Annotated in this window: 23 protein-coding genes and 1 other RNA gene; 13 read left to right on the top strand and 11 right to left on the bottom strand. The window is 69.1% G+C overall.

Annotation, left to right across the window (positions count from 1 at the left end; all coding sequences use genetic code 11):
• The first annotated feature begins 233 nt into the window (after nt 1-233).
• Nucleotides 234-1,589: a WS/DGAT/MGAT family O-acyltransferase gene (locus tag G6N37_RS09590; protein ID WP_163679163.1), complete on the top strand. Its 1,356-nt coding sequence runs from the start codon at nt 234-236 to the stop codon at nt 1,587-1,589.
• Nucleotides 1,590-1,632: 43 nt separating this feature from the next.
• Here G6N37_RS09590 and G6N37_RS09585 read toward each other — a convergent pair whose 3' ends face one another.
• Nucleotides 1,633-2,658 carry an AraC family transcriptional regulator gene (locus tag G6N37_RS09585; RefSeq protein WP_163679160.1) on the bottom strand — a complete coding sequence of 342 codons (1,026 nt, stop codon included), beginning with the start codon at nt 2,656-2,658 and terminating at the stop codon, nt 1,633-1,635.
• A gap of 163 nt (nt 2,659-2,821) precedes the next feature.
• On the opposite strand from G6N37_RS09585, the gene G6N37_RS09580 reads away from it, so the two are divergent.
• The 3 genes from G6N37_RS09580 (at nt 2,822) to G6N37_RS09570 (ending at nt 5,096) form a co-directional block, all read left to right on the top strand.
• Nucleotides 2,822-3,382, top strand: a complete 561-nt coding sequence (locus tag G6N37_RS09580; protein ID WP_163679157.1) for a 2,4'-dihydroxyacetophenone dioxygenase family protein — start codon at nt 2,822-2,824, stop codon at nt 3,380-3,382.
• A gap of 43 nt (nt 3,383-3,425) precedes the next feature.
• Complete coding sequence (locus G6N37_RS09575) at nt 3,426-3,818, top strand: DUF1330 domain-containing protein (RefSeq protein ID WP_163679154.1); 393 nt, start codon at nt 3,426-3,428, stop codon at nt 3,816-3,818.
• A 156-nt stretch (nt 3,819-3,974) separates the two neighbouring features.
• Nucleotides 3,975-5,096, top strand: coding sequence for an epoxide hydrolase family protein (locus G6N37_RS09570; protein ID WP_163684821.1), 1,122 nt, complete (start codon nt 3,975-3,977; stop codon nt 5,094-5,096).
• Here G6N37_RS09570 and G6N37_RS09565 read toward each other — a convergent pair.
• The gene (locus G6N37_RS09565; protein ID WP_197745736.1) at nt 5,093-5,908 is read right to left on the bottom strand and encodes an oxygenase MpaB family protein; all 816 of its coding nucleotides are present in this window, start codon (nt 5,906-5,908) and stop codon (nt 5,093-5,095) included. The genes G6N37_RS09570 and G6N37_RS09565 overlap by 4 nt on opposite strands.
• 50 nt (nt 5,909-5,958) lie before the next feature.
• Between G6N37_RS09565 and G6N37_RS09560 the strand changes: the two genes are divergently transcribed.
• The gene (locus tag G6N37_RS09560) at nt 5,959-6,903 is read left to right on the top strand and encodes a cobalamin biosynthesis protein (RefSeq protein ID WP_163679151.1); all 945 of its coding nucleotides are present in this window, start codon (nt 5,959-5,961) and stop codon (nt 6,901-6,903) included.
• On the opposite strand, the gene G6N37_RS09555 is transcribed toward G6N37_RS09560, so the two are convergent.
• Genes G6N37_RS09555 through G6N37_RS09545 form a run of 3 tightly spaced genes read right to left on the bottom strand, consistent with a single transcriptional unit; the run spans nt 6,885 to nt 8,942 of the window.
• Nucleotides 6,885-7,733: an SURF1 family cytochrome oxidase biogenesis protein gene (locus G6N37_RS09555; protein WP_163684817.1), complete on the bottom strand. Its 849-nt coding sequence runs from the start codon at nt 7,731-7,733 to the stop codon at nt 6,885-6,887. The genes G6N37_RS09560 and G6N37_RS09555 overlap by 19 nt on opposite strands.
• Before the next feature lie 11 nt (nt 7,734-7,744).
• Complete coding sequence (locus G6N37_RS09550; RefSeq protein ID WP_163679148.1) at nt 7,745-8,236, bottom strand: low molecular weight protein-tyrosine-phosphatase; 492 nt, start codon at nt 8,234-8,236, stop codon at nt 7,745-7,747.
• Nucleotides 8,229-8,942, bottom strand: coding sequence for an HAD-IA family hydrolase (locus tag G6N37_RS09545; protein WP_174813809.1), 714 nt, complete (start codon nt 8,940-8,942; stop codon nt 8,229-8,231). The genes G6N37_RS09550 and G6N37_RS09545 overlap by 8 nt, the downstream gene beginning before the upstream one ends.
• Before the next feature lie 81 nt (nt 8,943-9,023).
• On the opposite strand from G6N37_RS09545, the gene cobC reads away from it, so the two are divergent.
• From cobC to G6N37_RS09515, 6 genes are read left to right on the top strand one after another with little or no spacing between them, the layout of a single operon-like run.
• Complete coding sequence (cobC, locus tag G6N37_RS09540; protein ID WP_163679145.1) at nt 9,024-10,052, top strand: Rv2231c family pyridoxal phosphate-dependent protein CobC; 1,029 nt, start codon at nt 9,024-9,026, stop codon at nt 10,050-10,052.
• The gene (locus tag G6N37_RS09535) at nt 10,049-11,206 is read left to right on the top strand and encodes a Nif3-like dinuclear metal center hexameric protein (protein ID WP_163679142.1); all 1,158 of its coding nucleotides are present in this window, start codon (nt 10,049-10,051) and stop codon (nt 11,204-11,206) included. The genes cobC and G6N37_RS09535 overlap by 4 nt, the downstream gene beginning before the upstream one ends.
• Nucleotides 11,203-11,940: a zinc ribbon domain-containing protein gene (locus G6N37_RS09530; RefSeq protein WP_163679124.1), complete on the top strand. Its 738-nt coding sequence runs from the start codon at nt 11,203-11,205 to the stop codon at nt 11,938-11,940. The genes G6N37_RS09535 and G6N37_RS09530 overlap by 4 nt, the downstream gene beginning before the upstream one ends.
• Entirely contained in the window at nt 11,937-13,046 is a 1,110-nt protein-coding gene (locus G6N37_RS09525) for a bifunctional RNase H/acid phosphatase (RefSeq protein ID WP_163679118.1), read from the top strand. The genes G6N37_RS09530 and G6N37_RS09525 overlap by 4 nt, the downstream gene beginning before the upstream one ends.
• 22 nt (nt 13,047-13,068) lie before the next feature.
• Entirely contained in the window at nt 13,069-13,650 is a 582-nt protein-coding gene (locus G6N37_RS09520) for a TetR-like C-terminal domain-containing protein (RefSeq protein ID WP_163679115.1), read from the top strand.
• A 44-nt stretch (nt 13,651-13,694) separates the two neighbouring features.
• Nucleotides 13,695-13,895 (top strand): hypothetical protein, encoded by a 201-nt coding sequence (locus G6N37_RS09515; protein ID WP_163679112.1) that lies wholly within the window; start codon nt 13,695-13,697, stop codon nt 13,893-13,895.
• 4 nt (nt 13,896-13,899) lie between these two features.
• On the opposite strand, the gene G6N37_RS09510 is transcribed toward G6N37_RS09515, so the two are convergent.
• The 3 genes from G6N37_RS09510 to tpx form a co-directional block, all read right to left on the bottom strand.
• Nucleotides 13,900-15,420: a molybdopterin-dependent oxidoreductase gene (locus G6N37_RS09510; protein ID WP_163684812.1), complete on the bottom strand. Its 1,521-nt coding sequence runs from the start codon at nt 15,418-15,420 to the stop codon at nt 13,900-13,902.
• A gap of 39 nt (nt 15,421-15,459) precedes the next feature.
• Nucleotides 15,460-15,654 carry a ferredoxin gene (locus G6N37_RS09505; RefSeq protein WP_163679110.1) on the bottom strand — a complete coding sequence of 65 codons (195 nt, stop codon included), beginning with the start codon at nt 15,652-15,654 and terminating at the stop codon, nt 15,460-15,462.
• Between the two features lie 178 nt (nt 15,655-15,832).
• A complete protein-coding gene (tpx, locus tag G6N37_RS09500; RefSeq protein WP_083172814.1) occupies nt 15,833-16,327 on the bottom strand; it encodes a thiol peroxidase in 495 nt (164 codons plus the stop codon).
• Between the two features lie 243 nt (nt 16,328-16,570).
• Here tpx and G6N37_RS09495 point away from each other — a divergent pair, with 243 nt between their 5' ends.
• Nucleotides 16,571-17,476: a hypothetical protein gene (locus G6N37_RS09495; RefSeq protein ID WP_163679107.1), complete on the top strand. Its 906-nt coding sequence runs from the start codon at nt 16,571-16,573 to the stop codon at nt 17,474-17,476.
• Between the two features lie 31 nt (nt 17,477-17,507).
• Here G6N37_RS09495 and G6N37_RS09490 read toward each other — a convergent pair whose 3' ends face one another.
• Together G6N37_RS09490 and G6N37_RS09485 are read right to left on the bottom strand one after the other, a co-directional pair.
• Nucleotides 17,508-18,677, bottom strand: coding sequence for a cytochrome P450 (locus G6N37_RS09490; protein ID WP_163679104.1), 1,170 nt, complete (start codon nt 18,675-18,677; stop codon nt 17,508-17,510).
• Between the two features lie 112 nt (nt 18,678-18,789).
• Entirely contained in the window at nt 18,790-19,500 is a 711-nt protein-coding gene (locus tag G6N37_RS09485; RefSeq protein ID WP_163679101.1) for a 2OG-Fe(II) oxygenase, read from the bottom strand.
• A 102-nt stretch (nt 19,501-19,602) separates the two neighbouring features.
• Here G6N37_RS09485 and rnpB point away from each other — a divergent pair.
• Nucleotides 19,603-20,005, top strand: an RNA gene (gene rnpB, locus G6N37_RS09480) — RNase P RNA component class A.
• A 6-nt stretch (nt 20,006-20,011) separates the two neighbouring features.
• Here the strand turns inward: rnpB and G6N37_RS09475 are convergent.
• Entirely contained in the window at nt 20,012-21,556 is a 1,545-nt protein-coding gene (locus tag G6N37_RS09475) for a CYTH and CHAD domain-containing protein (RefSeq protein ID WP_163679098.1), read from the bottom strand.
• Nucleotides 21,557-21,653: the final 97 nt, after the last annotated feature.

The following is a 21,653-nucleotide window of genomic DNA, read 5'->3' as shown; positions in this document are numbered from 1 at the left end:
GGGGATGAAACCAGCCGGAGCCGGAAGGGTATCAGGGCGCGGCCCCAGAGGCGTAACGCTCCTGCCTGTCTTGAAATGCCAACAAAATGTCGTTTTCGGTCAATACGGCCGGATGGCCGGTGACGCACAGTGGGTGCAGCGGAACATCGACCCGCCAGCCCACCGGTGGCGGCGATGAGTGAGCGCTGCCTATCATCCGCTGGCCGATCATCTATCAAAACCGAAGGGTCGTCATGAAATTCACCGCACCGATCGACGCCTTGTGCTTGGTGGCCGAGTCGCGCGAGCATCCCATGCACGTCGGCGGCCTGCAGCTGTTCACACCTCCACAGGGGGCCGGACCGGAGTTCGTCCGCGACATTTACCAGGCGATGATGGCGAGCCGCGACGTCGCGCCCGCCTTCCGGAAGCGTCCGGCGAAGACGCTCGGCGGCTTCAACAACGCGTTGTGGACCGTCGACGACGACGCCGACCTCAGCTACCACGTACGGCGCTCGGCGCTGCCCGCACCCGGTCGGGTTCGTGAGCTACTCGACTTGACGTCGCGGCTGCACGGCACCCTGCTCGATCGGCATCGCCCGCTGTGGGAAACGCATCTCATCGAGGGGTTGGGCGATGGACGGTTCGCCGTCTACACCAAGATGCATCACGCGATCGTCGACGGTGTGTCCGCACTGCGAATGCTGCAGGGCGCGTTGAGTTCCGACCCGCAGGACACCGAGATCCGGGTCCCGTGGGCAACGCCGCCGCGGCAGGGCCGACAGCGGGCGCGCCGCAGCCGCCGTGCAACGCTGGCGGGCGCCATCGGAGCCGTGGCGGGCTTTGCCCCGGGAACGCTCTCGCTCACCCGCGCCGCGCTGCTCGAGCAGCACATGACCCTGCCGTTCCGGGCTCCGCGCACGATGCTGAACGTCCCGATCGGCGGGGCGCGGCGTTGCGCGGCGCAGTCCTGGCCGCTGGAACGGATCAAGGGCGTCAAGAACGCCGCGGGGGTGACGGTCAACGATGTCGTTCTGGCCATGTGCGCCGGCGCGCTGCGCGCCTACCTCACCGACCACAGCGCGCTGCCGGACAAGCCGCTGACCGCGCTGGTTCCGGTGAACCTGCGCACCGAGCGCGACACCGACGGCGGGAACGTCGTCTCGGGCGTGCTGTGCAACCTGGCCACCGATCTCGATGACCCGGCAGAACGCCTGCGCGCCATTCGTGAGTCGATGCGCGACAACAAGCAGGTGCTGTCCCAGCTGCCGCGGGCTCAGGCGATGGCGCTGGGGGTGTCCTTGCTGGCGCCGGCGGCCTTCAGCGGGATTCCGGGCCTCGGCGCGGCGACCCCGCCGCCCTTCAACATCTGTATTTCCAACGTCCCGGGTGTGCAGAATCCGTTGTACTACAACGGCGCCCGCCTTGACGGCAACTACCCGTTGTCGATCGCTGTGGATGGGCAGGCCCTCAACATCACGCTGGCCACCAGTGCCGACAGTCTCGACTTCGGCCTTGTCGGATGCCCCCGCGCCGTGCCGCACCTGCAGCGCGTGCTCGGCCATCTGGAATCGTCGCTCAAAGACATGGAGCGGGCGGTCGGACTGTGATGACCACGCACCAGGTCGCCGAACCGCGGGATCAGTCGTGCGATCAGGAGATCGCGGGACGTCTGCGGGAGCGTAGCGCACGCCGGTAGGCCGCCGGCCCGATTCCGAACCAGCGTTTGCACGAGCGGGTCAGCACGCTCTGCTCGGTGTAGCCGAGTTCCCGTGTCAGGTGCGACAGGTTGATGTCGGTGTCGCGCAGGTAGTGTTCGGCGGTGTCGCGCCGCAAATCGTCGATCACCTCGAAAAACGTTGTGCCCTCGTCGGCCAACCTGCGCTGCAGCGTCTTGGGATGGACGTTGAACTGCGCAGCGATCACCTCGAGTTTGGCGGCGCCGGCGGGCAGCAGCTGTCGTGCAATGGTGCGGACCGACTGGCTGATGTCCGGGCCTCGCCGGCCGATCAGGGTGCTGAGGTACTCGACCATGGCGCGGTGAGCCAGCTCGTCGTGACGAAGCGAGCCGCTCAAGTCGGCGGTTCGAAGGGTGAACCCGGTGGCAGGCTCGGCGAAATACGGCCTGCACCCGAAGTATTCACGGTACTGCGCGGCGGGGGTGACCGGCTCGTGGGGCACGTGCACCGACAGCGGGCAGTACTGCCCGCCGAGCAGTAGCCGCAACACCTTCAGGATCACGCCGAGGGACAGCTCAACACTTTGGATAGCGGACGGCAACCGCTCCATGAGAATCTGGAACTCCATAAAGGAGCGCTCGGGCCGGTCCGGCAGCGGCGCCGCGTGAACCGACAGGGCCGGGCTGTAGGCGGCCAAGAACGTACCGAAGATCGCCATCGCATCACCCACGGTGGCCGCCGTGCGGGCCGCCACCCCCACCGGGCCGAGGATCTCGATGCCCTGTCGCTGAGCCAGGCGGCGGCCGAAATCCGGTGTTTCGGTTTCTTCGGCGGCCGACTCCAGCGCCAAAACAACTCCCCGCAGGGGCACGAACACCTCGTATTTGCCGATGTCCGTTGGCCGAATTCCCGCGCGGCGCAGCAACCGTTCCGGGTCACCGCCCAAATCGGTGACCAGTTCCGGATAGTTTGACAGCGCCGTGCCGCGCACCACCGACATATCCCGAGACGCTAGCCGCCGACGGGTGATATGTCCTGAAAAGCCAAAAGCTTGTCTTCAAGGGTCAAGACCGGGAACGTGCACGACCGGCATTCTAGAGCTGGCGGTGAAAACACCGCCCTTCCACCGAACTGGGGAAGTCACTGCAGCCCAAGGAAAGACAATGACGCTCGCCGCCGAACCAACCTCAGCCAAGACAAGTTCCGGCTCCCCGCTGCCGCTGACCGCGCTGCCGCAGGGTGAGCTGCTGACGGTCAACGAGTCCGACAACCCCCTGCTACGCGACGCGCTGGCGCCCGGAGTGCATTTCAAGCCGCTTCGGCTCGATCTCGAGGCCGGATGCTGGGTGGTGCTGGCCGTTCTCAGCCCGGGAGCGCAGCTACCCGTGCACTACCACACCGGTGTCGCCGAGGCCTACACCCTTGCGGGTCGCTGGTATTACCTCGAGTACCCCGACCAGCCACAGACCGCCGGTTCCTACCTGTACGAGCCCGCCGGATCGGTACACACCTTCGTCTGCCCCGAGTCCAACACCGAGGACACGGTCGTCTTCATCCGCGTCGAGGGAGCCAACATCAACTTCACCGAGGACGGTCAGTTCCACTCGGTCCTGGACGCGGTGATGATCCGTCACCTGACCCCGTTGATCGCCGAGGCGCAACAGGCGGGACCGGTCAACTACATCGGCGGCGGAGCCGCCGGCTTGATGGCGAAGCAGGCATGATGCGCGCGGTCCTCATACAGCACGCAAAGACAAGGAGATTCGCATGAGCACTTCGGTAGAGACCACCCCCGAGCAGGTGGCCGCCCTGGCGGCGCGACCGGCCGACGCTCCGGTCGTGATGGTCAACCTGTTGCAGTTCAAGAAGCCCGGCGGCCTGGATCGTTATCTGCAATACGGGGCGGAAGTCGCGCCACACCTGGATCGCGTCGGCGCCAAGATCCGCTACGGCGGCACGTCTCCGGGCGTCGTCATCGGCGACGGCCGGGAACCATGGTGGGATGCGATCCTGATCGTCGAATACCCCACGCCGGCAGCCTTTTTGGAGATGGTCACCTCCCCGGAGTACGCCAGGGTGCACGAGCACCGCGCCGCAGCCCTTGACCGCGGCGATCTGATCGCGACGTCGAGCTGGATGGCCGCCGAGCAATTCAGCTAGCCGGTCGAACACCCGCTTGGGGCTGCGGGCTGGGGGCACCCCCGTTTGCGGGGGAAAACGCCACCGCGAATCTTTGTGTCGATTTTCGCGGTGGCGTTAAAGCTCGCGACGCCAGCACGATCGTGTGGCAGCCTCGGGGGCATGGATGGTGAACCCGTGGAACCTTTTCGTATCGACGTCCCGGACGAGGTGCTCGACGACCTGCGGGCGCGGCTCGCCCGTACCCGCTGGCCGGATGCCGAATGCGTGGACGACTGGAGCCAGGGCATGCCGCTGGCCTACACCCGCGAGCTGGCCGCCTATTGGGCCGGTGAGTACGACTGGCGCTCACGCGAGGCCGCGCTGAACCGCTTCGACCAGTTCGTTACCGAGATCGACGGGCTGGACGTTCATTTCATCCACCAGCGCTCGCCGCATGAGGGCGCCTTCCCGCTGCTGATCACCCACGGCTGGCCCGGCTCGATCGTGGAGTTCCACAAGGTGATCGAGCCGCTGACGAACCCGGCGTCCGGGCGCGCCGAGGACGCCTTCCACGTGGTCTGCCCGTCGCTGCCGGGATACGGGTTTTCCGGCAAGCCGACGCGCACGGGCTGGGGTGTGGAGAAGGTCGCCGCGGCCTGGGAGACGTTGATGCTGCGCCTGGGCTACGACCGCTACGGCGCCCAGGGCGGCGACTGGGGCGCCGCGGTGACCACGCAGATCGGGCGAAACGAGGGCCACTGCGCGGCGATCCACCTCAACATGCCGATCGGGCGGCCCACGCCGGAGTCCCTTAAGAACCCGACCGAGGAAGAGCTGCGGGCAATGGCCGCGCTGGCCGACCACCGGAAGTGGGGCACCGGCTATTCCAAGCAGCAGTCCACCCGGCCGCAGACCCTGGGCTACGGGCTGGCCGATTCGCCGGTGGGGCAGCTGGCGTGGATCGTCGAGAAGTTCTGGGCGTGGGCCGATTGCGACGGCCATCCCGAGAACGTGTTCACCCGCGACGAGCTGCTGGACAACGTGATGGTCTATTGGGTGACCGACACCGGCGCGTCCTCGGCCCGCCTGTACTGGGAGAGCTTCAGGGTGTGGGGCCAGCTGGACCGCGTCGAATTGCCCACGGGCGTGGCGGCTTTCCCGGGCGAGCTGCTGAAGGCGCCGAGGAGCTGGTGCGAGCCGGTCTACAACATCACGCACTGGACAGCCATGCCGCGCGGTGGGCACTTCGCCGCGTTCGAGCAACCGGAGCTGTTCGTCGAGGACGTCCGCGCGTTCTTCGCGACGGTGCGGTCCTAGACGATCCGCCAACCGCGTCGGGTGCGAAAACGCATGTCCCACAGGTAAACCTGGTAACCGAGGAGCCAGATCCCGTGCGGCAGGAAGAGGTCGGCCAGCCGCAGCGCGGACAGCAGCCACTCGAACCGGCGCTGTTGGCCCGGCGACCAGTCGAGCTGCATCAACGCGCGAAACTCCGGAGCCAAGAACCCGGTCGTCGCGAACAGGTTGAACCGGCCGGCGAGGATCCGCAACGGCCACGGCAAGAACGCCAGCGACGCCACGCCGCGCAGATGCGCTCGCACCGGCGGGTCGATGCGCAGCTCGTCGAGCGAGCGCTTCCAGTACTCGCCGAATGCCGCCCGGTCCGGCGGCCACATCCGTTCGGGCACCTGCAGCGTGGTGGCCAGCCGCGCGGCGTCGAGATAGACGGCGTCGGCGGTGGTGTCGTCGAGCGGGCCGTGCAGGAACTCGTGCTGGTCGACGAAATAGCGGTACAGGCACGACGCCACCCAGAGCTGCAGCTTGGGGTCGAAGGCGTTGTAGGACACCGGGCTTGACGGCGTGGAACGGACCTGCCGGTGCGCGGTGTCCACGGCGGCGCGGATCAACGCGCGATCGGACTCGGTCCCGATGGTGGCGACCGCCAGGTAGGTTCCGGTGGTGCGGGCCCGTTTGAACGGATGCTTGTAGACGTTGCCGCTGTCCACCGGGCTCTCCAGCACGCCATAACCGACGCCGGGCATGGACAACTGCATGATCACGTTCGCGGCCGGCAACAACAGCGCCGCCGGGTTGAGCAGGTCGGCGACCCGGGTCGCGGGCCGCTTCATCGCGGACGACGCCATGTCCTCGAGTGAACCACGTGTGAGACGCTGCCGGGGTGGTTGCGACGCGGACCAGGCTCCCCGGCGTGCTGGCCGGCTACCTGGCCGACGTCGCGCTGGGCGACCCGGCGAGGGGGCATCCGGTCGCGGCGTTCGGCCGCGCCGCCGCCTGGTTGGAGCGGGTGACCTACCGCGACAGCCGGGCCGCGGGGGCGGTGCACGTCGGCGTGCTGGTCGGGGCGGCGGCCTTGCTCGGCGCGGCCCTGCAACGGGCCGCCGGACGCGGCGGCCCGCCCGCTTCGATCGCCGCCACCGCCGCCGCCACCTGGGCTTCGGTGGGCGGAACCACGTTGGCGCGGACCGGCCTGGCCATGTCGGAACTGCTGGAGCGCGAAGACATCGAGGCCGCGCGCCGGCTGCTGCCGTCGCTGTGCGGGCGCGACCCGGCCTGGCTGGACGGCGCCGGGTTGACGCGCGCGTCGCTGGAATCGGTCGCGGAAAACACGTCCGACGCCGAGGTGGCGCCGCTGCTGTGCGCGGCCGTGGGCGGGGCGCCGGGGGTGCTGGCGTACCGCGGCATCAACACGTTGGACTCGATGATCGGCTATCGGTCGGCGCGCTATGCCCGATTCGGTTGGGCCGCAGCGAAATTGGATGACGCGGCCAACTATGTGGCCGCGCGGGTGACGGCGGCGCTGGTGGTGATGTGCGCCCCCTTCGTCAGCGGGTCACCCTCGGGCGCGGTGCGGGCCTGGCGTCGTGACGCCGCCCGTCACCCCAGCCCCAACGCCGGTGTCGTCGAGGCGGCCTTCGCCGGGGCGTTGAGCGTGCGGCTGGGCGGGCCCACCCAGTACCGCCACGAGCTGCAGATCCGGCCCACATTGGGCGACGGCCACGAGCCGACGGTGGCCGACCTGCGCCGCGCGGTGGCGCTGTCGCGCATGGTGCAGGCGGGCGCGGCGGTGCTGGCGGGATTGTTGAGCTACCGGCGGCGGCCGTAGCGGTCGGCGAGCTTGGCCTCCACGGTCGTCGGCGCCGGCGGGGCGTCCGGGGCCGCTGTGGCCGCGCCGGCCGCGGCCTGCCGCTGCTCCTTTTCCCGGCGGCGGGCGCGGATCTCGGAGTACGCGAAGTAACCCAATCCGAGCGGGGCGACGATGCCGAAGGAAATCCACTGGATGCCGTAGGACAGGAACGGCCCGGCGTCCAGGTGCGGCACCCCGATCACGCCTAGCCCGCCGGGCTGGTCCTCGGTCAACTGCAGATACGACCCGGCCAGCGGCACCTTGGTCAGCGCCGCGACCTGTCCGGTGTTGATCGAATACACCTGCTGCACACCGTCTTGGGCGAGCGGCTCCTTGCCCGGGGCCACGGGCTCGGAATCGCGCAGCCGCGCGGTGACGGTGACGGTGTTCTGGGGCGGACGGGGGATCGGCGGGACATGGGAGCCCTCCTCGGGCCGCACGTACCCTCGGTCGACCAGCACGGTCGGCCCATCGTCGACGACGAAGGGCGCCAACACCTCGAACGCCGGTTTGCCCTCGATGACCCGCAACCGGGCCAGCACTTGGACATCGGGCAGATAGTGCCCGGTGGCCGTCACGCGGCGCCACTGCGCGTTCGGGGCCGACGAATCCTGCTGCGGCAACAGCGTTTTGAGCGGGACGGGATCGGTGTTGAGGGAATACTCGATCTGGCGGTTCTCCCGCGACGTCCGGTTGTGCTTGCCCAGCTGCCAGGGCGCGAGCACCGTGAAGCACAGGTAGGTGAAGGCGATGACCACCAACGCCAGCGCTATCCAGCCCGGCCGCAGCAGGAACGCCAGCCGATGCAGCGCCCTGGGCGTCATGGCGATCCGTTTCGGGCGAGTCGATCGTCGACCCACGCGTGCAGGCCGGGCAACGATGCCTCGATGACGGTGAAGACGTCCTCGAAGTCCTGCGGGTCGCCGTAGTAGGGATCCTCGACGTCGAGGGCGTGGGCGCCCGAACGCGGATCGAAGGACCGCAGCATCCGCACCCGCTCCTCGTCGACGCCCAGCTCGCGCAGCATCCGAAGATGGTTGCGGCCCAGGGCCACCACCAGATCGGCCGCCAGATGGTCGGCGTCGACCTGGGCGGCCCGGTGGTCGGTGGAGTAGCCGTGGGCGCGCAGGACGCCGGCCGCCCGGTCGTCGGCGCACTCGCCGACGTGCCAGTTGCCGGTGCCCGCGCTGGTCACCCGCACCGCGTCGGCCAGGCCGCGGCGGCGCAGCTGGTCGGCGAACATCTTCTCGGCCATCGCCGACCGGCAGATGTTCCCCGTGCAGACGAACGTGACGTGTAGCGGCTCAGACACCGAGCACCGCCCGCAGTTCGTCGACGGTCGCCGCGTGCGTCACCATGGTGGGCCCCGCCACCGTCGCCCCGTCAGGGAAGTCGTCGCGCCCGTAACCCCAGCCCACCACCACGGTGTCGATGCCGTGGGCGGCCGCGCCGTGCACGTCGTGGCTGCGGTCGCCGACCATGAGCACCCGCCCCGGCAGCGGCCGCAGCTGTTCGAGCGCGTGGGCGAGCACCTCGACCTTGGTCTTGCGCGAGCCGTCGGGACTCGCCCCGGCGATCACCTCGAAATGCTGATCGAGGCCGAAGTGGGCGAGGATGCGCCGGGCCGTCGGTTCCAGCTTCGAGGTGGCCACGGCCAGCCGGACACCGGCGGCCTCCAGGTCGGCCAGCAGGGGCGCGATGCCCTCGAACAGCGTGTTCATCGCCCAGCCCCGGTCGGCGTATTCGGCGCGGAAGGCGGCGATCGCCCGCTCGGCGTCCTCGCCCAGCATGGTGCGGAAGGTGTCGTCCATCGGCGGGCCCACGATCTGTGCCACCAGGTCGCCGTCGGGCACCGCGACGCCGACCTGGTCGAGCGCGTGCAGGAAGCTGGCCACGATCCCCTCCGCGGAGTCGGTGAGCGTGCCGTCGAGGTCGAAGATCACCAGCTGCGCCGCAGCGGGCGGCGACGACGCTTCGCGGGGGGAGGCCGGGCGGTCGGCCGACGTTGTGCCTGTCACCTCACCATTGTCCTCGATGGTCCGGACCGGGTGTGACGGTGTCGCTGCCACGCGCCCGAGCCGCCCACTAGTGTTTCTCGGATGGCGAGTCTGAACCTGACCACGCCTGCGGCGCGCTATCACGGTGATCAGGCCGTCGCGCCCGGGATGCTGGATTTCGCCGTCAACGTCCGTCACGGCCAGCCTACCGAGTGGCTGATGCGGCGGCTGGCCGCGCGGCTGACCGATCTGGCGCGCTACCCGAGCGGCCAAGACGTGCGCTCGGCGCAGGATGCGGTCGCCGAGCGGCATGGCCGTGCCCGCGACGAGGTGCTGCCGTTGGCGGGCGCGGCGGAGGGGTTCGCGTTGTTGCCCAACCTGCGTCCGGCGCTTGCGGCCGTCGTCGCGCCCTCGTTCACCGAGCCGGCGGACGCGCTGAGCGCCGCCGGAGTGCCCGTGCACCACGTCGTGCTCGAGCCACCCTTCGGCTTGGCGGGGGTGGCCATTCCCGACGACGCCGACCTCGTGGTGGTGGGCAACCCGACCAACCCGACGTCGGTATTGCACACCCGCGAGCAGCTGCTCGCCCTGCGCCGGCCCGGGCGGATCCTGGTGATCGACGAGGCGTTCGCGGATTCCATTCCCGGCGAACCGGAGTCGCTGGCCGGTGACCCGCTGCCCGACGTGCTCGTGCTGCGCAGCCTGACCAAGACGTGGGCGCTGGCCGGCCTGCGGGTGGGCTACGCCCTGGGCGCGCCGGAGGTGTTGGCGCGGTTGACGGCTCGGCGCGCCCACTGGCCGGTGGGGACGCTGCAACTGACGGCCATCGCGGCATGCTGCGGCCGGCAGGCGGTCGCCGAAGCGGCGGCCGGTGCGGTGCGGTTGGCGGAGCTGCGTGCCGAGATGGCGGCGGGGCTGACGTCGGTGGGCGCCGAGGTGGTCGACGGCCGGGCGCCATTCGTACTGTTCCGCATGCCCGACGCCGTTTCAATACGAAAGAGTTTGCGGGACAGGGGGATTGCCATCCGTCGCTGTGACACGTTCGTCGGCTTGGACGAGCGCTACCTGCGGGCCGCGGTGCGCCGGGAGTGGCCGCTGCTGGTCGAGGCGATTTCGGAGGTGCACCGGTGAGCGTGCGGCTGGCCGACGTCATCGGCGTGCTGGACGAGGCCTACCCGCCGCGGCTGGCCGAGTCGTGGGACTCGGTGGGCCTGGTGTGCGGCGACCCCGACGACACGCTCGAGGCGGTGACCGTGGCGGTCGACCCGACGCCGGCGGTCGTCGACGAGGTTCCCGAGGGCGGCCTGCTGCTGGCCCACCACCCGCTGCTGTTGCGCGGGGTCGACACGGTGGCGGCCAGCACCCCCAAGGGCGCGCTGGTGCACCGCTTGATCCGGACCGGGCGTTCGCTGTTCACCGCACACACCAACGCCGACTCGGCCGCGCCGGGGGTGTCCGACGCGCTGGCCCAGGCCCTCGGCCTGACCGTCGAAGCGGTCCTGGAGCCGCGAACGGGCGGGCCCGATCTCGACAAGTGGGTGATCTACGTGCCGCGCGAGAACGCCGACGCGGTGCGGGCGGCCGTCTTCGAGGCCGGCGCCGGGCACATCGGCGACTATTCACAGTGCAGCTGGAGCGTCAGCGGCATCGGGCAGTTCCTGCCGCACGACGGGGCGTCGCCCGCGGTGGGTAGCGTCGGAACCGTCGAGAAGGTCGCCGAAGACCGGTTCGAGGTCGTCGCGCCCGCGCGCATCCGGCCCGCCGTGCTGGCGGCGATGCGCGCCGCCCATCCCTACGAGGAGCCCGCCTTCGACGTCTTCGCGTTGCTGCCGCCGCCCGGTGACACCGGGTTGGGCCGCATCGGCACCCTGCCCCGGCCCGAACCGCTGCGCGACTTCGTGTCCCGCGTCGGCGCCGCCCTGCCCGCGACGGCGTGGGGTGTCCGCGCGGCCGGCGACCCCGACATGCCGGTGTCCCGGGTCGCGGTCTGCGGCGGCGCCGGCGACTCGCTGCTGGCGACCGCGGCCGGCGCGGGCGTGCAGGCCTACGTGACGGCCGACCTGCGGCACCATCCGGCCGACGAGCACCGCCGGGCCTCCGGGGTGGCGCTCGTCGACGTCGCGCACTGGGCGAGCGAATTCCCCTGGTGCCGGCAGGCCGCCGACGTGCTGCGGTCCCGTTTCGGTGCGGCGCTGACGGTGCGGGTGTGCGCCATCCGCACCGACCCGTGGAACATGGGGCGGATGGACCAGTGCGGCGACGAGACCGGGGGTGAGCGGCGATGAAGGCCGAAGTCGGTCAGCAGCGCTCGCTGCTCGAGCTGTCGAAACTGGACGCCGAATTGTCCCGCATCACGCACCGGGCCAGCCACCTGGCCGAACAGCAGGACCTCGAGCGGGTGCGGGACGAACTCAACACCGCCGCTGACCGCGTGGGCGCCGTTCGAATCGCGTTGGAGGACATCGATATTCAGGTGTCTCGATTGGAGTCCGAAGTCGAGGCGGTCCGGCAGCGCGAAGACCGCGACCGGTCGTTGCTGCAGTCCGGCGCCGCCGACGCGAAGCAACTGTCGGATCTGCAGCACGAGCTGGAGACGCTGACGCGGCGGCAGGCCAGCCTGGAGGATTCGCTGTTGGATGTGATGGAACGCCGCGAGGAGCTGCAGGGCCAGCTCGATGCCGCGCAGGGCGACGTCGCGGCGCTGGAGGCCGAATTGGCCGGCGCCCAGCGGGCTCTCGACGCCGCGCTCACCGAAATCAGCGAGGCCCGCCTGGCGCACTCCTCGCGCCGTGACGTCCTGACCGCGGCCCTGGACCCCGCGCTGGCCGCGCTGTACGAACGGCAGCGGGCCGGGGGAGGGCCGGGCGCCGGGCCGTTGCTGGGGCGGCGGTGCGGCGCGTGCCGGCTCGAGATCGACCGCGGTGAAATGTCCCGCATCTCCGCCGCCGCCGAGGACGACGTGGTGCGGTGCCCGGAGTGTGGCGCGATCCTGCTGCGGGTCAAGGGGCTCGACCAGTGAAGGTGGTGATCGAGGCCGACGGTGGGTCGCGCGGCAATCCCGGGCCGGCCGGCTACGGCGCCGTGGTGTGGACCCAGGACCGCTCCACGGTGCTGGCGGAGACCAAGCAGGCCATCGGCCGGGCCACCAACAACGTGGCCGAATACCGGGGCCTGCTGGCCGGTTTGGGCGACGCCCTGGAACTCGGCGCCACCGAGGCCGCCGTCTTCCTGGACTCCAAGCTGCTGGTGGAGCAGATGTCGGGGCGATGGAAGGTCAAGCATCCCGACCTGATCGAACTGCACGCGCAGGCCCGAACGCTGGCGGCGCGGTTCGAGCGGATCGACTACACGTGGATTCCGCGGGACCGCAACTCCTACGCCGACCGGTTGGCCAACGAGGCGATGGACGCCGCCGCGTCCGGCGACGCGTTGGGGGAACCCGAACCCCGGCAGCGGGCCGCCGAGCCCGCTGCGCCGCAATCCCCGCAGGCGCCCGGCTGGACCGGTGCGCGCGGCACCCCGACCAGGCTGCTGTTGCTGCGACACGGCCAGACCGAGCTCTCGGCGCAGCGCCGCTATTCGGGCCGCGGCAACCCGGCCCTCACCGAGGTGGGTCGCCGGCAGGCCGACGCCGCGGCGCGTTACCTGGCGCAGCGCGGCGGAATCTCGGCGGTGTTCGCCTCCCCGCTGCAGCGGGCCTACGACACCGCGGCCAGGGCCGCCAAAGCGCTCGGTCTGGACGTGACCGTGGACGACGATTTGATCGAGACCGATTTCGGCGCCTGGGAGGGGCTGACCTTCGGCGAGGCCGCCGAGCGCGACCCGGAGCTGCACGGCCGCTGGCTGCGCGACACCGGCACCACGCCGCCGGGCGGCGAAAGCTTCGACGACGTGCTCGACCGGGTCGTCGGCGCGCGCGAACGAATCATCGACGCGCACCAGGGCACGACGGTGCTGGTGGTGTCGCACGTGACGCCGATCAAGATGCTGCTGCGGCTGGCGCTGGAGGCCGGGCCCGGCATCTTGTACCGGCTGCACCTGGACCTGGCATCGCTGAGCATCGCCGAGTTCTATCCCGACGGGGCGTCCTCCGTGCGCCTGGTGAACCAGACCGGCTACCTTTGACCGGAGGTTTAAGGAGACGTCGATGCAGCCGTCTGAGCCGGTCCGTGAATCGGTGCCCGCGGATGTCCGGGCGCGGGTGATGCCGGCGGTCCTCGACGAGTTGAGCCGGTGGGGGGTCGAGCGGTTCAGCATCGAAGCCCTGGCCGAGCGTCATCGCCTCGATGCGGCGATGGTCTACCGGTATTGGGGAGACCGTCGGCAGCTCATCGTCGATGCGGTGCTTTCCGATGTCGAGAAGCTGAGTTCGGGGACCGACACCGGCTCGTTGCGCAGCGACCTACAGGCCTTGGCCCGCAACGTGACCAATCGAATCAACAGCGAAGTCGGTCGCACACTGTTGCGCGCGCTGGTGATGGACCGGCGCGGCGGGCACGACGAAGCCACCCGGTCGCGGTTCTGGCGGGCGCACTTCACCGCCATGCGCGCGGTCGTGGACCGGGCCCGGGAGCGGGGCGAGCTGCGCGAGGGCGTGAACACTCTGGCCGCGGTGCAGATCGTGCTGGCTCCGCTCAACATTCGTGTCGTGTACTCCGACGTTCCCGTCGACGACGACTATTGCGAGGCGATCGTCGACCTGGCATGGCATGCGCTCGCGCGGCGCTGAGTGTGGTCGCGTCGCCGTCGATCGCGGCCGCGTAGCATCCCGGTATGAGAAGGACATTCGTCGCCACGTTCGCCTTCGGTTTGATCCTGGCGTTGTTCGGTTTGATTTGGGCGCTTCAGGGATTCGGGGTGCTTGGCGGGAGCCCGATGAGCAACACCACGACCTGGTCCGTCATTGGTCCCATCACGGTGGTGATCGGCCTCGTGATCGCGGCAGCCAGCTGGCGGAAACTCGCGTCGAAATAGCGCGTCAAGTCCCGGCCACGGTGAAGTCCACCGTGTGCCAGCCGGTGGCGCCGTCGGGGACGGTGGCGACCCGGTCCGCCGTCTGGGTGGCGCCGGTGTTGTCGGTGGCGCGCACGGTGATCGAGTGTTTCCCGGGGCTTTTCGCCTGCCAGGGAAAGCTCCACAGTCGCCACGTCTCGTTGGAATAGCTTGCGCCCTGTTCGGCGGGCTGCCACTCGCCGCCGTCGATCCGGACTTCCACGGCCCGCACGCCGCGATTCTGCGCCCACGCGACACCGCCGAACACCACGGGCCCTATCGGCACCCGCTGCCCATCTCTCGGCACGTCGATCCGCGATTCGGTCTTGATGGGTGCACGCGCCGCCCAGCCCTGCCGCGTCCAGTACGCCTCTGCTTTGTCGAAGCGGGTCAGCTCCATCTCGACGACCCATTTGGTGGCCGACACGTACCCGTAGAGCCCGGGCACGACCAGCCGGGCCGGATAACCGTGCTCGATCGGCAGGGGCTGACCGTTGAGGGCGACCGCCAGGAGCGCGTCACGGCCATCGGTGAGTGCATCCACCGGCGTGCCGGCGGTGAAGCCGTCGATCGATGTCGAGAGCACCATGTCGGCGTCCGGGTGCACGCCGGCCGCCGCAAGCAGATCGGCAACCCGGTAGCCCGTCCAGATTCCGGTTGAAATGAGGTCGCCACCAACGGGATTGGACACGCAGGTGAGCGTCGTGACCTTTTCGACGACGTCAAAGCCGGCGAGATCGGCGAAGCTGTACGTGGCTTCGCGGTTCACCATGCCGTGGATGCGCAACCGCCAGTCGCCGTGGCTGAGTTGCGGAACGCTGAGCGCGGTGTCCACCCGGTAGAAGTCGGCGCTGGGGGTGACAAAGCTCGGCAGGGCAACGCCTTTCGGTTGCACATCGGCTGGTATGGGTGGCGCCGATATGCGCGGCCGGGGAAGCGTGAAACTGTTGCGGTCGGCGGCCACCGAATGCACCAACCGCGTGATGACCGCACCCGCCACGCCACTCACCACCCCCAATCCGAGCAGTCCGAGCACGACCAACCTGCGCCTGCCGACATCGGTTTCGTCGTGACCGGCGCCCTCTCCGGGGTCTTGCGCGGCGGGCCGGAACCGACGGGTGAGCAACCGTAGCGTCGCCACACCGCAGGCCGCACCCGCGACGGTGGGGATGACGTCGAGCCCTGTCGCGCCCTGCCGCGACAGCACCGCGGCGCATCCGAGCGCGCCCGCGGCGGCGATCGCGGCGCTGCCGAGCGGGCGGCGCCGGGTCTCCAGGGTCCCGGCGATTGCGGCGATCGCGGCGATCACCACGAGCACCGCGACGGCGATGAAGAGTTTGTCCAGAGCACCCAGGGTCTGAATCGCCCACTCTTTGACGGGGCCCGGCGCGAGGTCGACGACCGCTGCGCCGATCGCGGCACGCGCGTCGGCCCGCGCGCCGAACGGGATGCCCACCAGCTGAGCCACCCCGAGCGCGACGGCCGCGGCGGCGACCCCGGCGATCATCCGCTCGTTCGACGCCGTGTCAGCCACTTGCGTTCTGTTTCAACGGGATAGGGAGATGGCGCCCTCGGGGCAGTTTTGCTCCGCGGTGACGGCCTGCGCCTCGAGCTCGCCGGACACCTCGGCGACCAGCACGACGGAGTGGCCGACCTCGTCGGCGTCGAAGACGTCGGGCGCCAGGGTGTAGCAGCGGCCGTGCCCGGTGCAGCGGTCGGCGTCGACGACGATGCGACTCATCAGCGGCGCTCCTCTCCCCAGCAGACGGGAGGTATCCCCGCGCATCGCGGGCGGATCATGGCAGACGAATCGTAAACCTGGTTTGCGCCTGGCGCACGAGCTTGTCCTGGAGATGGCCGGTGTCTACTGGTGGCCGTCTGCGCCGGCGCGCGCCGGGCGGCGTTGCCGTGCAGGCCGCTCAGCCCAGCACGGCCAGCGCGGAGTCGTAATTCGGCTCCTGCTCGATTTCTGGCACCAGCTCCGTGTAAGTGACCGTGCCGTCGGGGCCAATCACCACGACGGCCCGGGCAAGGAGCCCCGCCATCGGACCGTCGGTAATTGTGACGCCGTAGTCTTCGCCGAAGCTGTCACGGAACGCCGAAGCTGTCGTGACGTTGTCGATGCCTTCGGCGCTGCAGAACCGTTGAAACGCGAACGGCAGGTCTTTTGACACGCACACCACGGACACACCGGTCGCGGCGGCGCGTTGGTTGAAGGTCCGCACGGTCGTCGCGCAAATCGCGATATCGACGGACGGAAAAATGTTCAGCACGAGGGGCTTGCCGCGGAACTGCTCGGCATCGACCACCCACAGGTCGGAGCCGATCAAATTGAAGGCCGGGGCTTTGGATCCGATGGCAGGCAGCTCGCCGACAGTGTTGACCGGTTTTCCACTCAGGGTTATCTGTGCCATGGGCACAGTGTGCCAGGCCCGCTTGAGCCAGGTCCGGGTGTTCCACTGAATTAGTGGAGCGTTGCGGACAATCCGTAGACACGCCCAGGACGACACAAGATCCATCGGCAAACCCGCGGAGCCTGGGACAAGGCCTGCGGATTCGACAGGCGCCACCACTCACTGAGTCGTCACCAAGTCGCCGTCTAGAGCAAGGCGGCTAAAGTTCAGCCCGTCGGGGCGTGTCTGGGCAATAATCACCACATGAGTGATGGACTCAAACGCCGTTGGCAGCGAGCAACTCAGCTCAGCTATCTCAGCCCGTTCGAACGCAGGCTCAATCGATCGCTCTGGGCGCTGGCGTGCGTTGCCATGTCCTACTGCATTGCTCAACATGTTTTGCTCGCCAACGTGCCCGAAGTCTTCCGAGGTGGTGAGCGACTCGGCAGCGTCCTTTTCCACCTCGCCAACGGCTACGTTGAAGCGTTCATCTTTTACCTGCTGGTGGTCCGGCTGCCGTTGCGGCGGGATCGCCGGAACATCTACCGGAACCTGGAGCCGCTGATTGCTCGCGTCGTCGGCGAGGCGATCAGCCTCATGGCCACATTGAACCGGGCGGCCGGCTTCGATAGCCATCGAGAGAATACGTTGGCGAACGTTCAAGAGACGTGTAGCAGGATTGGACCCCAAACGCCTACCAACATGCTGATCGCGTCGGCCAGCCCGACTGCTCACGCGCCAATGTTGGATGCGATCAACTATCACATGGACCGTGCCCGCCGGGTGAATCGAGAGATTCTCGACCTGTCAGCGTTCGTCGCGTCGGAAGTCATTTGTCTGGTGAACGACATCGAAAGCCAGGGTTATTTCAGGGCCTTCGAGTTCGTCTACCCACTATTCAAGGCCGACCAGCTCAACAAGTCCGACCTGTCCTTTCTCTGTCGACACATCTTCGACTATCTGTTGATTGTCGACCGACTTGACGCCTACCGCCGCGACTTCCTTCCGGCGCCGTCACCGCGACCCACCTACCTCATTTCGGGCTCAATGCGCGAGAGCGACGAAGTTCCGCTACGACACTTCTCCGCCCCCGAGCGCGGGGTCGACGGCAACGGGATGCCCACGAGGCCCGGTGAGGAGCACCGAGCCTCTCGCGCCGTGAAGGTCTGAGCCGCGTCGTGACTGCCACAACGCCGCCCGGCTAAGGCACCGGAAAGACCAGCGGCAGCGACTCCACCGACCGCAGGGCCGCGGTGTAGGCCAGCTGGGTGCCGGGCTTGATCTCGTAATCCGGTATGCGCCGGTGGAATTCGCGCAACGCCACCCGCAGCTCCATGCGGGCGAGGTGGGAGCCGAGGCACCGGTGCGGCCCGCCCCCGAACGCGCGGTGCCGATTCGGGTTACGGGTGAAGTCCACCAACTCCGGATCGGCGAATTCCGCCGGGTCGGTGTTGGCCGCGCCCAGCAGGGGGCTGACGCGTTCGCCCTTGCTGATGGGACAGCCGCCCACCTCGACGTCCTGCATGGCGACCCGAGCGACGCCGGGAACCGGTGTCTCCCAGCGCAACAACTCCTCGATGGCGCTCGGCAGCACGTCGGGCTGCTCGACCAGCTGATGGCGGTGGTCGGGGTGGCGCGCCAGGTAGACGAAGAAACAGTCGAGGGAGTCGGTCACCGTGTCCAGGCCGGCGATCAGGAACAGGAAGCAGATGTCGAGGAGTTCCTCGCGCGACAGCGGCCGCCCGGCGATGTCGGCGGCGATCATCGCCGACAGCACGTCGTCGCGGGGGCTGGCGATGTGGTCGTCGATGGCGCGGTCGAAATAGTCGTAGATCTGTTGGGCCACCGCGGCCGAGCTCTCGTGGCGCCGGTCGAAGCCGGAGTCACCTTCCGGGCGGATCACGCCGTCCTTCCATGCCAGAAACTTGTCGAGGTCTTCCAGCGGCAGCCCGAGCAGCTGCAGGAAGACGGTGCACGGAAGGGGCACCGCGAATTCGGTGTGGAAGTCGCACTCGCCCCGGTCGGCGAAGCCGTCGATCATCTCGTTCACCAGCTCGGTGACGCGCGGTTCGCGCCGGGCCATCTCCCGCGGAGTGAACAGCGGATCGAGGATGCGGCGGTACTTGGCGTGCTCGGGCGGGTCGATCTGCAGGGGGATCAGCGGCCGCACGTTGCCCAGGTCGACCGCGTCCATGTTCGACGAGAACAACTCGGTGTGTTTGAGCGCCATCTCGATGTCGGCCAGGCGGCTGAGCACCACCGCCTGCGGCGACCGGAACACCGGGCTGGACTCGCGCAACGCCTTGTACATCGGCTGGGGGTCCGCCAGACCCGTCACCGTTTGGTCGACGAACCCTTCGGTATCTGTCATCTGGTCAGACTGGCACCAACATGCCCGCCGGGCAATGGTCAATGCTAAGCGGTCGCACAATCGCTGTGCGGAGGTCATCTGTGCAGGTGAAGCCGTTGCCCGCGGTCCGCCCTCAGGCCGCGTCGTGAAAGATCAGACCCAGGGCATACCGTTCGCCGGAGCGCACGACCGATACACCGTGGCGCACCGGTGCCGCGGACCAGCCGCGGCTCGAGGCGACCGGCCGCTCCCGCGTGGTGAATACGAAGCCGTGCCCCTGCGGCAATTGCGTTGCCAGGCCGCGGGACTGGGCCCGCATCCGCTGTTCGACCAGGAGGAATTCCCCGCCGGTGTAGTCCGCGTCTGGCGAGCTCAGGTTGATCACCACCTGAAGCGGAAACACCAAGTCCCCGTAGAGGTCTCGATGCAGGGCGTTCCAGTCGCCCGCGCGGTACCTGAGCATCAGCGCGGTGGACCTGGTCTGCCCGGCGGCGTGGCAGGTCGCCAGCCAATCGTCCAACCCGTCCGGCCAGGGCGCATCGCGGCCCAGCCTGCCCCACCAGTCGCGGGCTATCGGCAGCAGCCGTGGATACAGCGCCTGTTTGAGCTCCTCGATCGGCGCGGGATAGGGCGCGGCGAAGTAGCGGTACTGCCCGGCGCCGTATCGCCTGGGTGCCATGTCGATGGTCGAGCGGAACAGGCCGTCGTCGTCGTAGAGCTGGCGGAGCCGCGCCGCCTCGCCGGTGGTGACCAGCCGCGGCAGCAGCGCCCCGCCGTACTCGTCGACGGCGCCAGCGATGGCCGCCCAGTCGCCGGAGTCGACGCGCTTCTGCCACCGGGACATCCGCACCCTTCCGCATCGCTGCCTGCGAGGTCCACGATAGAGCCGGCCCGCGGTCGTTGCTGGCGACGGGATCGCGCAGGTAGTAGCCTGGATCGTCGCGGACGAGTTGGCCGGGCGGCCGCGGACCGCCGCGAGGCGGTTCGAGGAAAGTCCGGACTTCACAGAGCAGGGTGATTGCTAACGGCAATCCGAGGTGACTCGCGGGACAGTGCCACAGAAAACAAACCGCCACCCTCGCGGTGGTAAGGGTGAAACGGTGCGGTAAGAGCGCACCAGCATCCCGGGTGACCGGGGTGGCTAGGCAAACCCCACCCGAAGCAAGGCCAAGAAGGCCGCACCGAAAGGTGCGGCCGCGCAGGCGTTCGAGGGTTGCTCGCCCGAGCCTGCGGGTAGGCCGCTCGAGGCACCCGGTGACGGTGTGTCCAGATGGATGGTCGCCACCGTGCATCTCCGGCCGCGCCGGAGGTGTGCGGAACAGAATCCGGCTTACAGGCCAGCTCGTCCGCCCCGCTCAGGACCGGGCCTTGCGCACCGCCTTGGCGAGTTTGCGCAACGCGTCGTCGAGCTGCTGCTCGCACCGCTCGGCCAGGTCGGCCTCCTGCTGGTAAAGCATGCCGTAGGTGAAGGTGTCCTCCCCGGCGGCGTGGGCGGCTTCGGATTCGTGGCGCAGGTGTTCGCGGCTGACGACGCTGTCCTGGTGGTCACCGAGCAGCGACTGAACGGCCTTCGCCTGCTCGGAGACCTTGTCGGCTCCGGTGGCCGCGGCGGTGTAGCGAAGTCGCTTGGCCCGCTTGCGAATCCGGTGGACCGCTTCGTCGCGCCCGTGCTCGTCGTCCGGGCGCTCCCGCTCCACCTCGGCGGCGGCTTTGGCGGCCTTGCGGACTTTCTTGTAGGCGGCGTCGATGGTGACCGGCGCGTGTTCTTCACCCGCAGCGGTGCCGGGCGGTTGCGCCGCTATCGCGTCCAAGGCGTCGAGCAGCCGGAAGTAGCGCTGGGAACGCATGGCGATCAGCGACCGGCGTAGCCCCGTCTGGTAGCGCCGCTGGGCACCGCCGACCAGGCGCTCGTGCACCGGCCCGCGCACCAAATCCGGTGTGAGGCCGTCCAATTCACGTTCGTAGCGCTCCGCGAGGACCTCGGCGTCGCGCGCGATGCCGAGGATGCCGGCCAGCTCGCGCAGTTCGTCGAGCACCCAGCCGTCGTCGGGCAGCCCGAACGACTCCTGATAGTCGCGCAGCAGGCTGCGCAACTTGCGGGTGGTGACCCGCATCTGGTGGATGGAATCGAAGGCGTCGGCCCGCACCGCGCGGTCCCACACCAGGAGTTCGCGAATCTGCTCGGCCACCGCCCGCTGCAACGGGTGCTCAGCGGGCTGCGTGTCATTGGGCTGCGGCGGCGTCGTGCCGAGCACCCGCGCCAGCTTGGAGGCATGCCCGGCCGGCGCTGCGCCGGCGTCGAGCAGCCGATTACCCAACCTGTTCAACAGCTCGGTGTCCGGCGCCCCGTCCGATTCGGCGAGTTCGAGTTCCCATTCGCGCCACTCCTGCTGGGTGGGCTCCAAGTCGGCGTCCTCGGAAGTGGCGGCCGACCAGGCGGTGACGTGGTCGTTGCAGAACTCGGCCAGGGGAGTGCCGTCGGCCGCCTTCAGCACCTGGGTTTCGCGCTGGGTGGTGATGCGGGCGACCGGTTCGAGCGGGCGGTCGCGCACGATCGCCAGCACGACGTCCACCAACTCCTCGGGCACCGTGTCGGGCCCGCCCGGGCCCGAGGCGTCCAGCGGTGCCCGGACTTCGGTACGCGCTTCGGGCCCGGCCGGCAGCTTCAGGTGCCACCCGGCATCCGAGCCGCCGGTACGGCGACGCAGGGTGATCTTGTTACGGGCGAGGTCCTGTGCGGGGGTGTCGAAGTACGTGGCGTCCAGTCGCTGGGTGGGTGACTTCTCGACGTGCGCAACCGCGGCGATGCCTTCGAACGAAGGTGACACGGTGGACTCGCCGACATCGAACTTGCGCTCCACCTCGCGGTGGCGCGAGGTTTGCGGCGCGTTTGCAGGCATTTTCGACTCCGTTGAGGGCGCGTTGCGGCGGCCTTGAACGTCGGGGACGGTGGTGAGGGTTCCCATAGCCTGCCATACCGCGGTTAGGCGACTGGCG

This window comes from Mycobacterium seoulense (assembly GCF_010731595.1).
Lineage (GTDB): Bacteria > Actinomycetota > Actinomycetes > Mycobacteriales > Mycobacteriaceae > Mycobacterium > Mycobacterium seoulense.
This window is presented reverse-complemented; position numbering and strand designations above follow the sequence as displayed.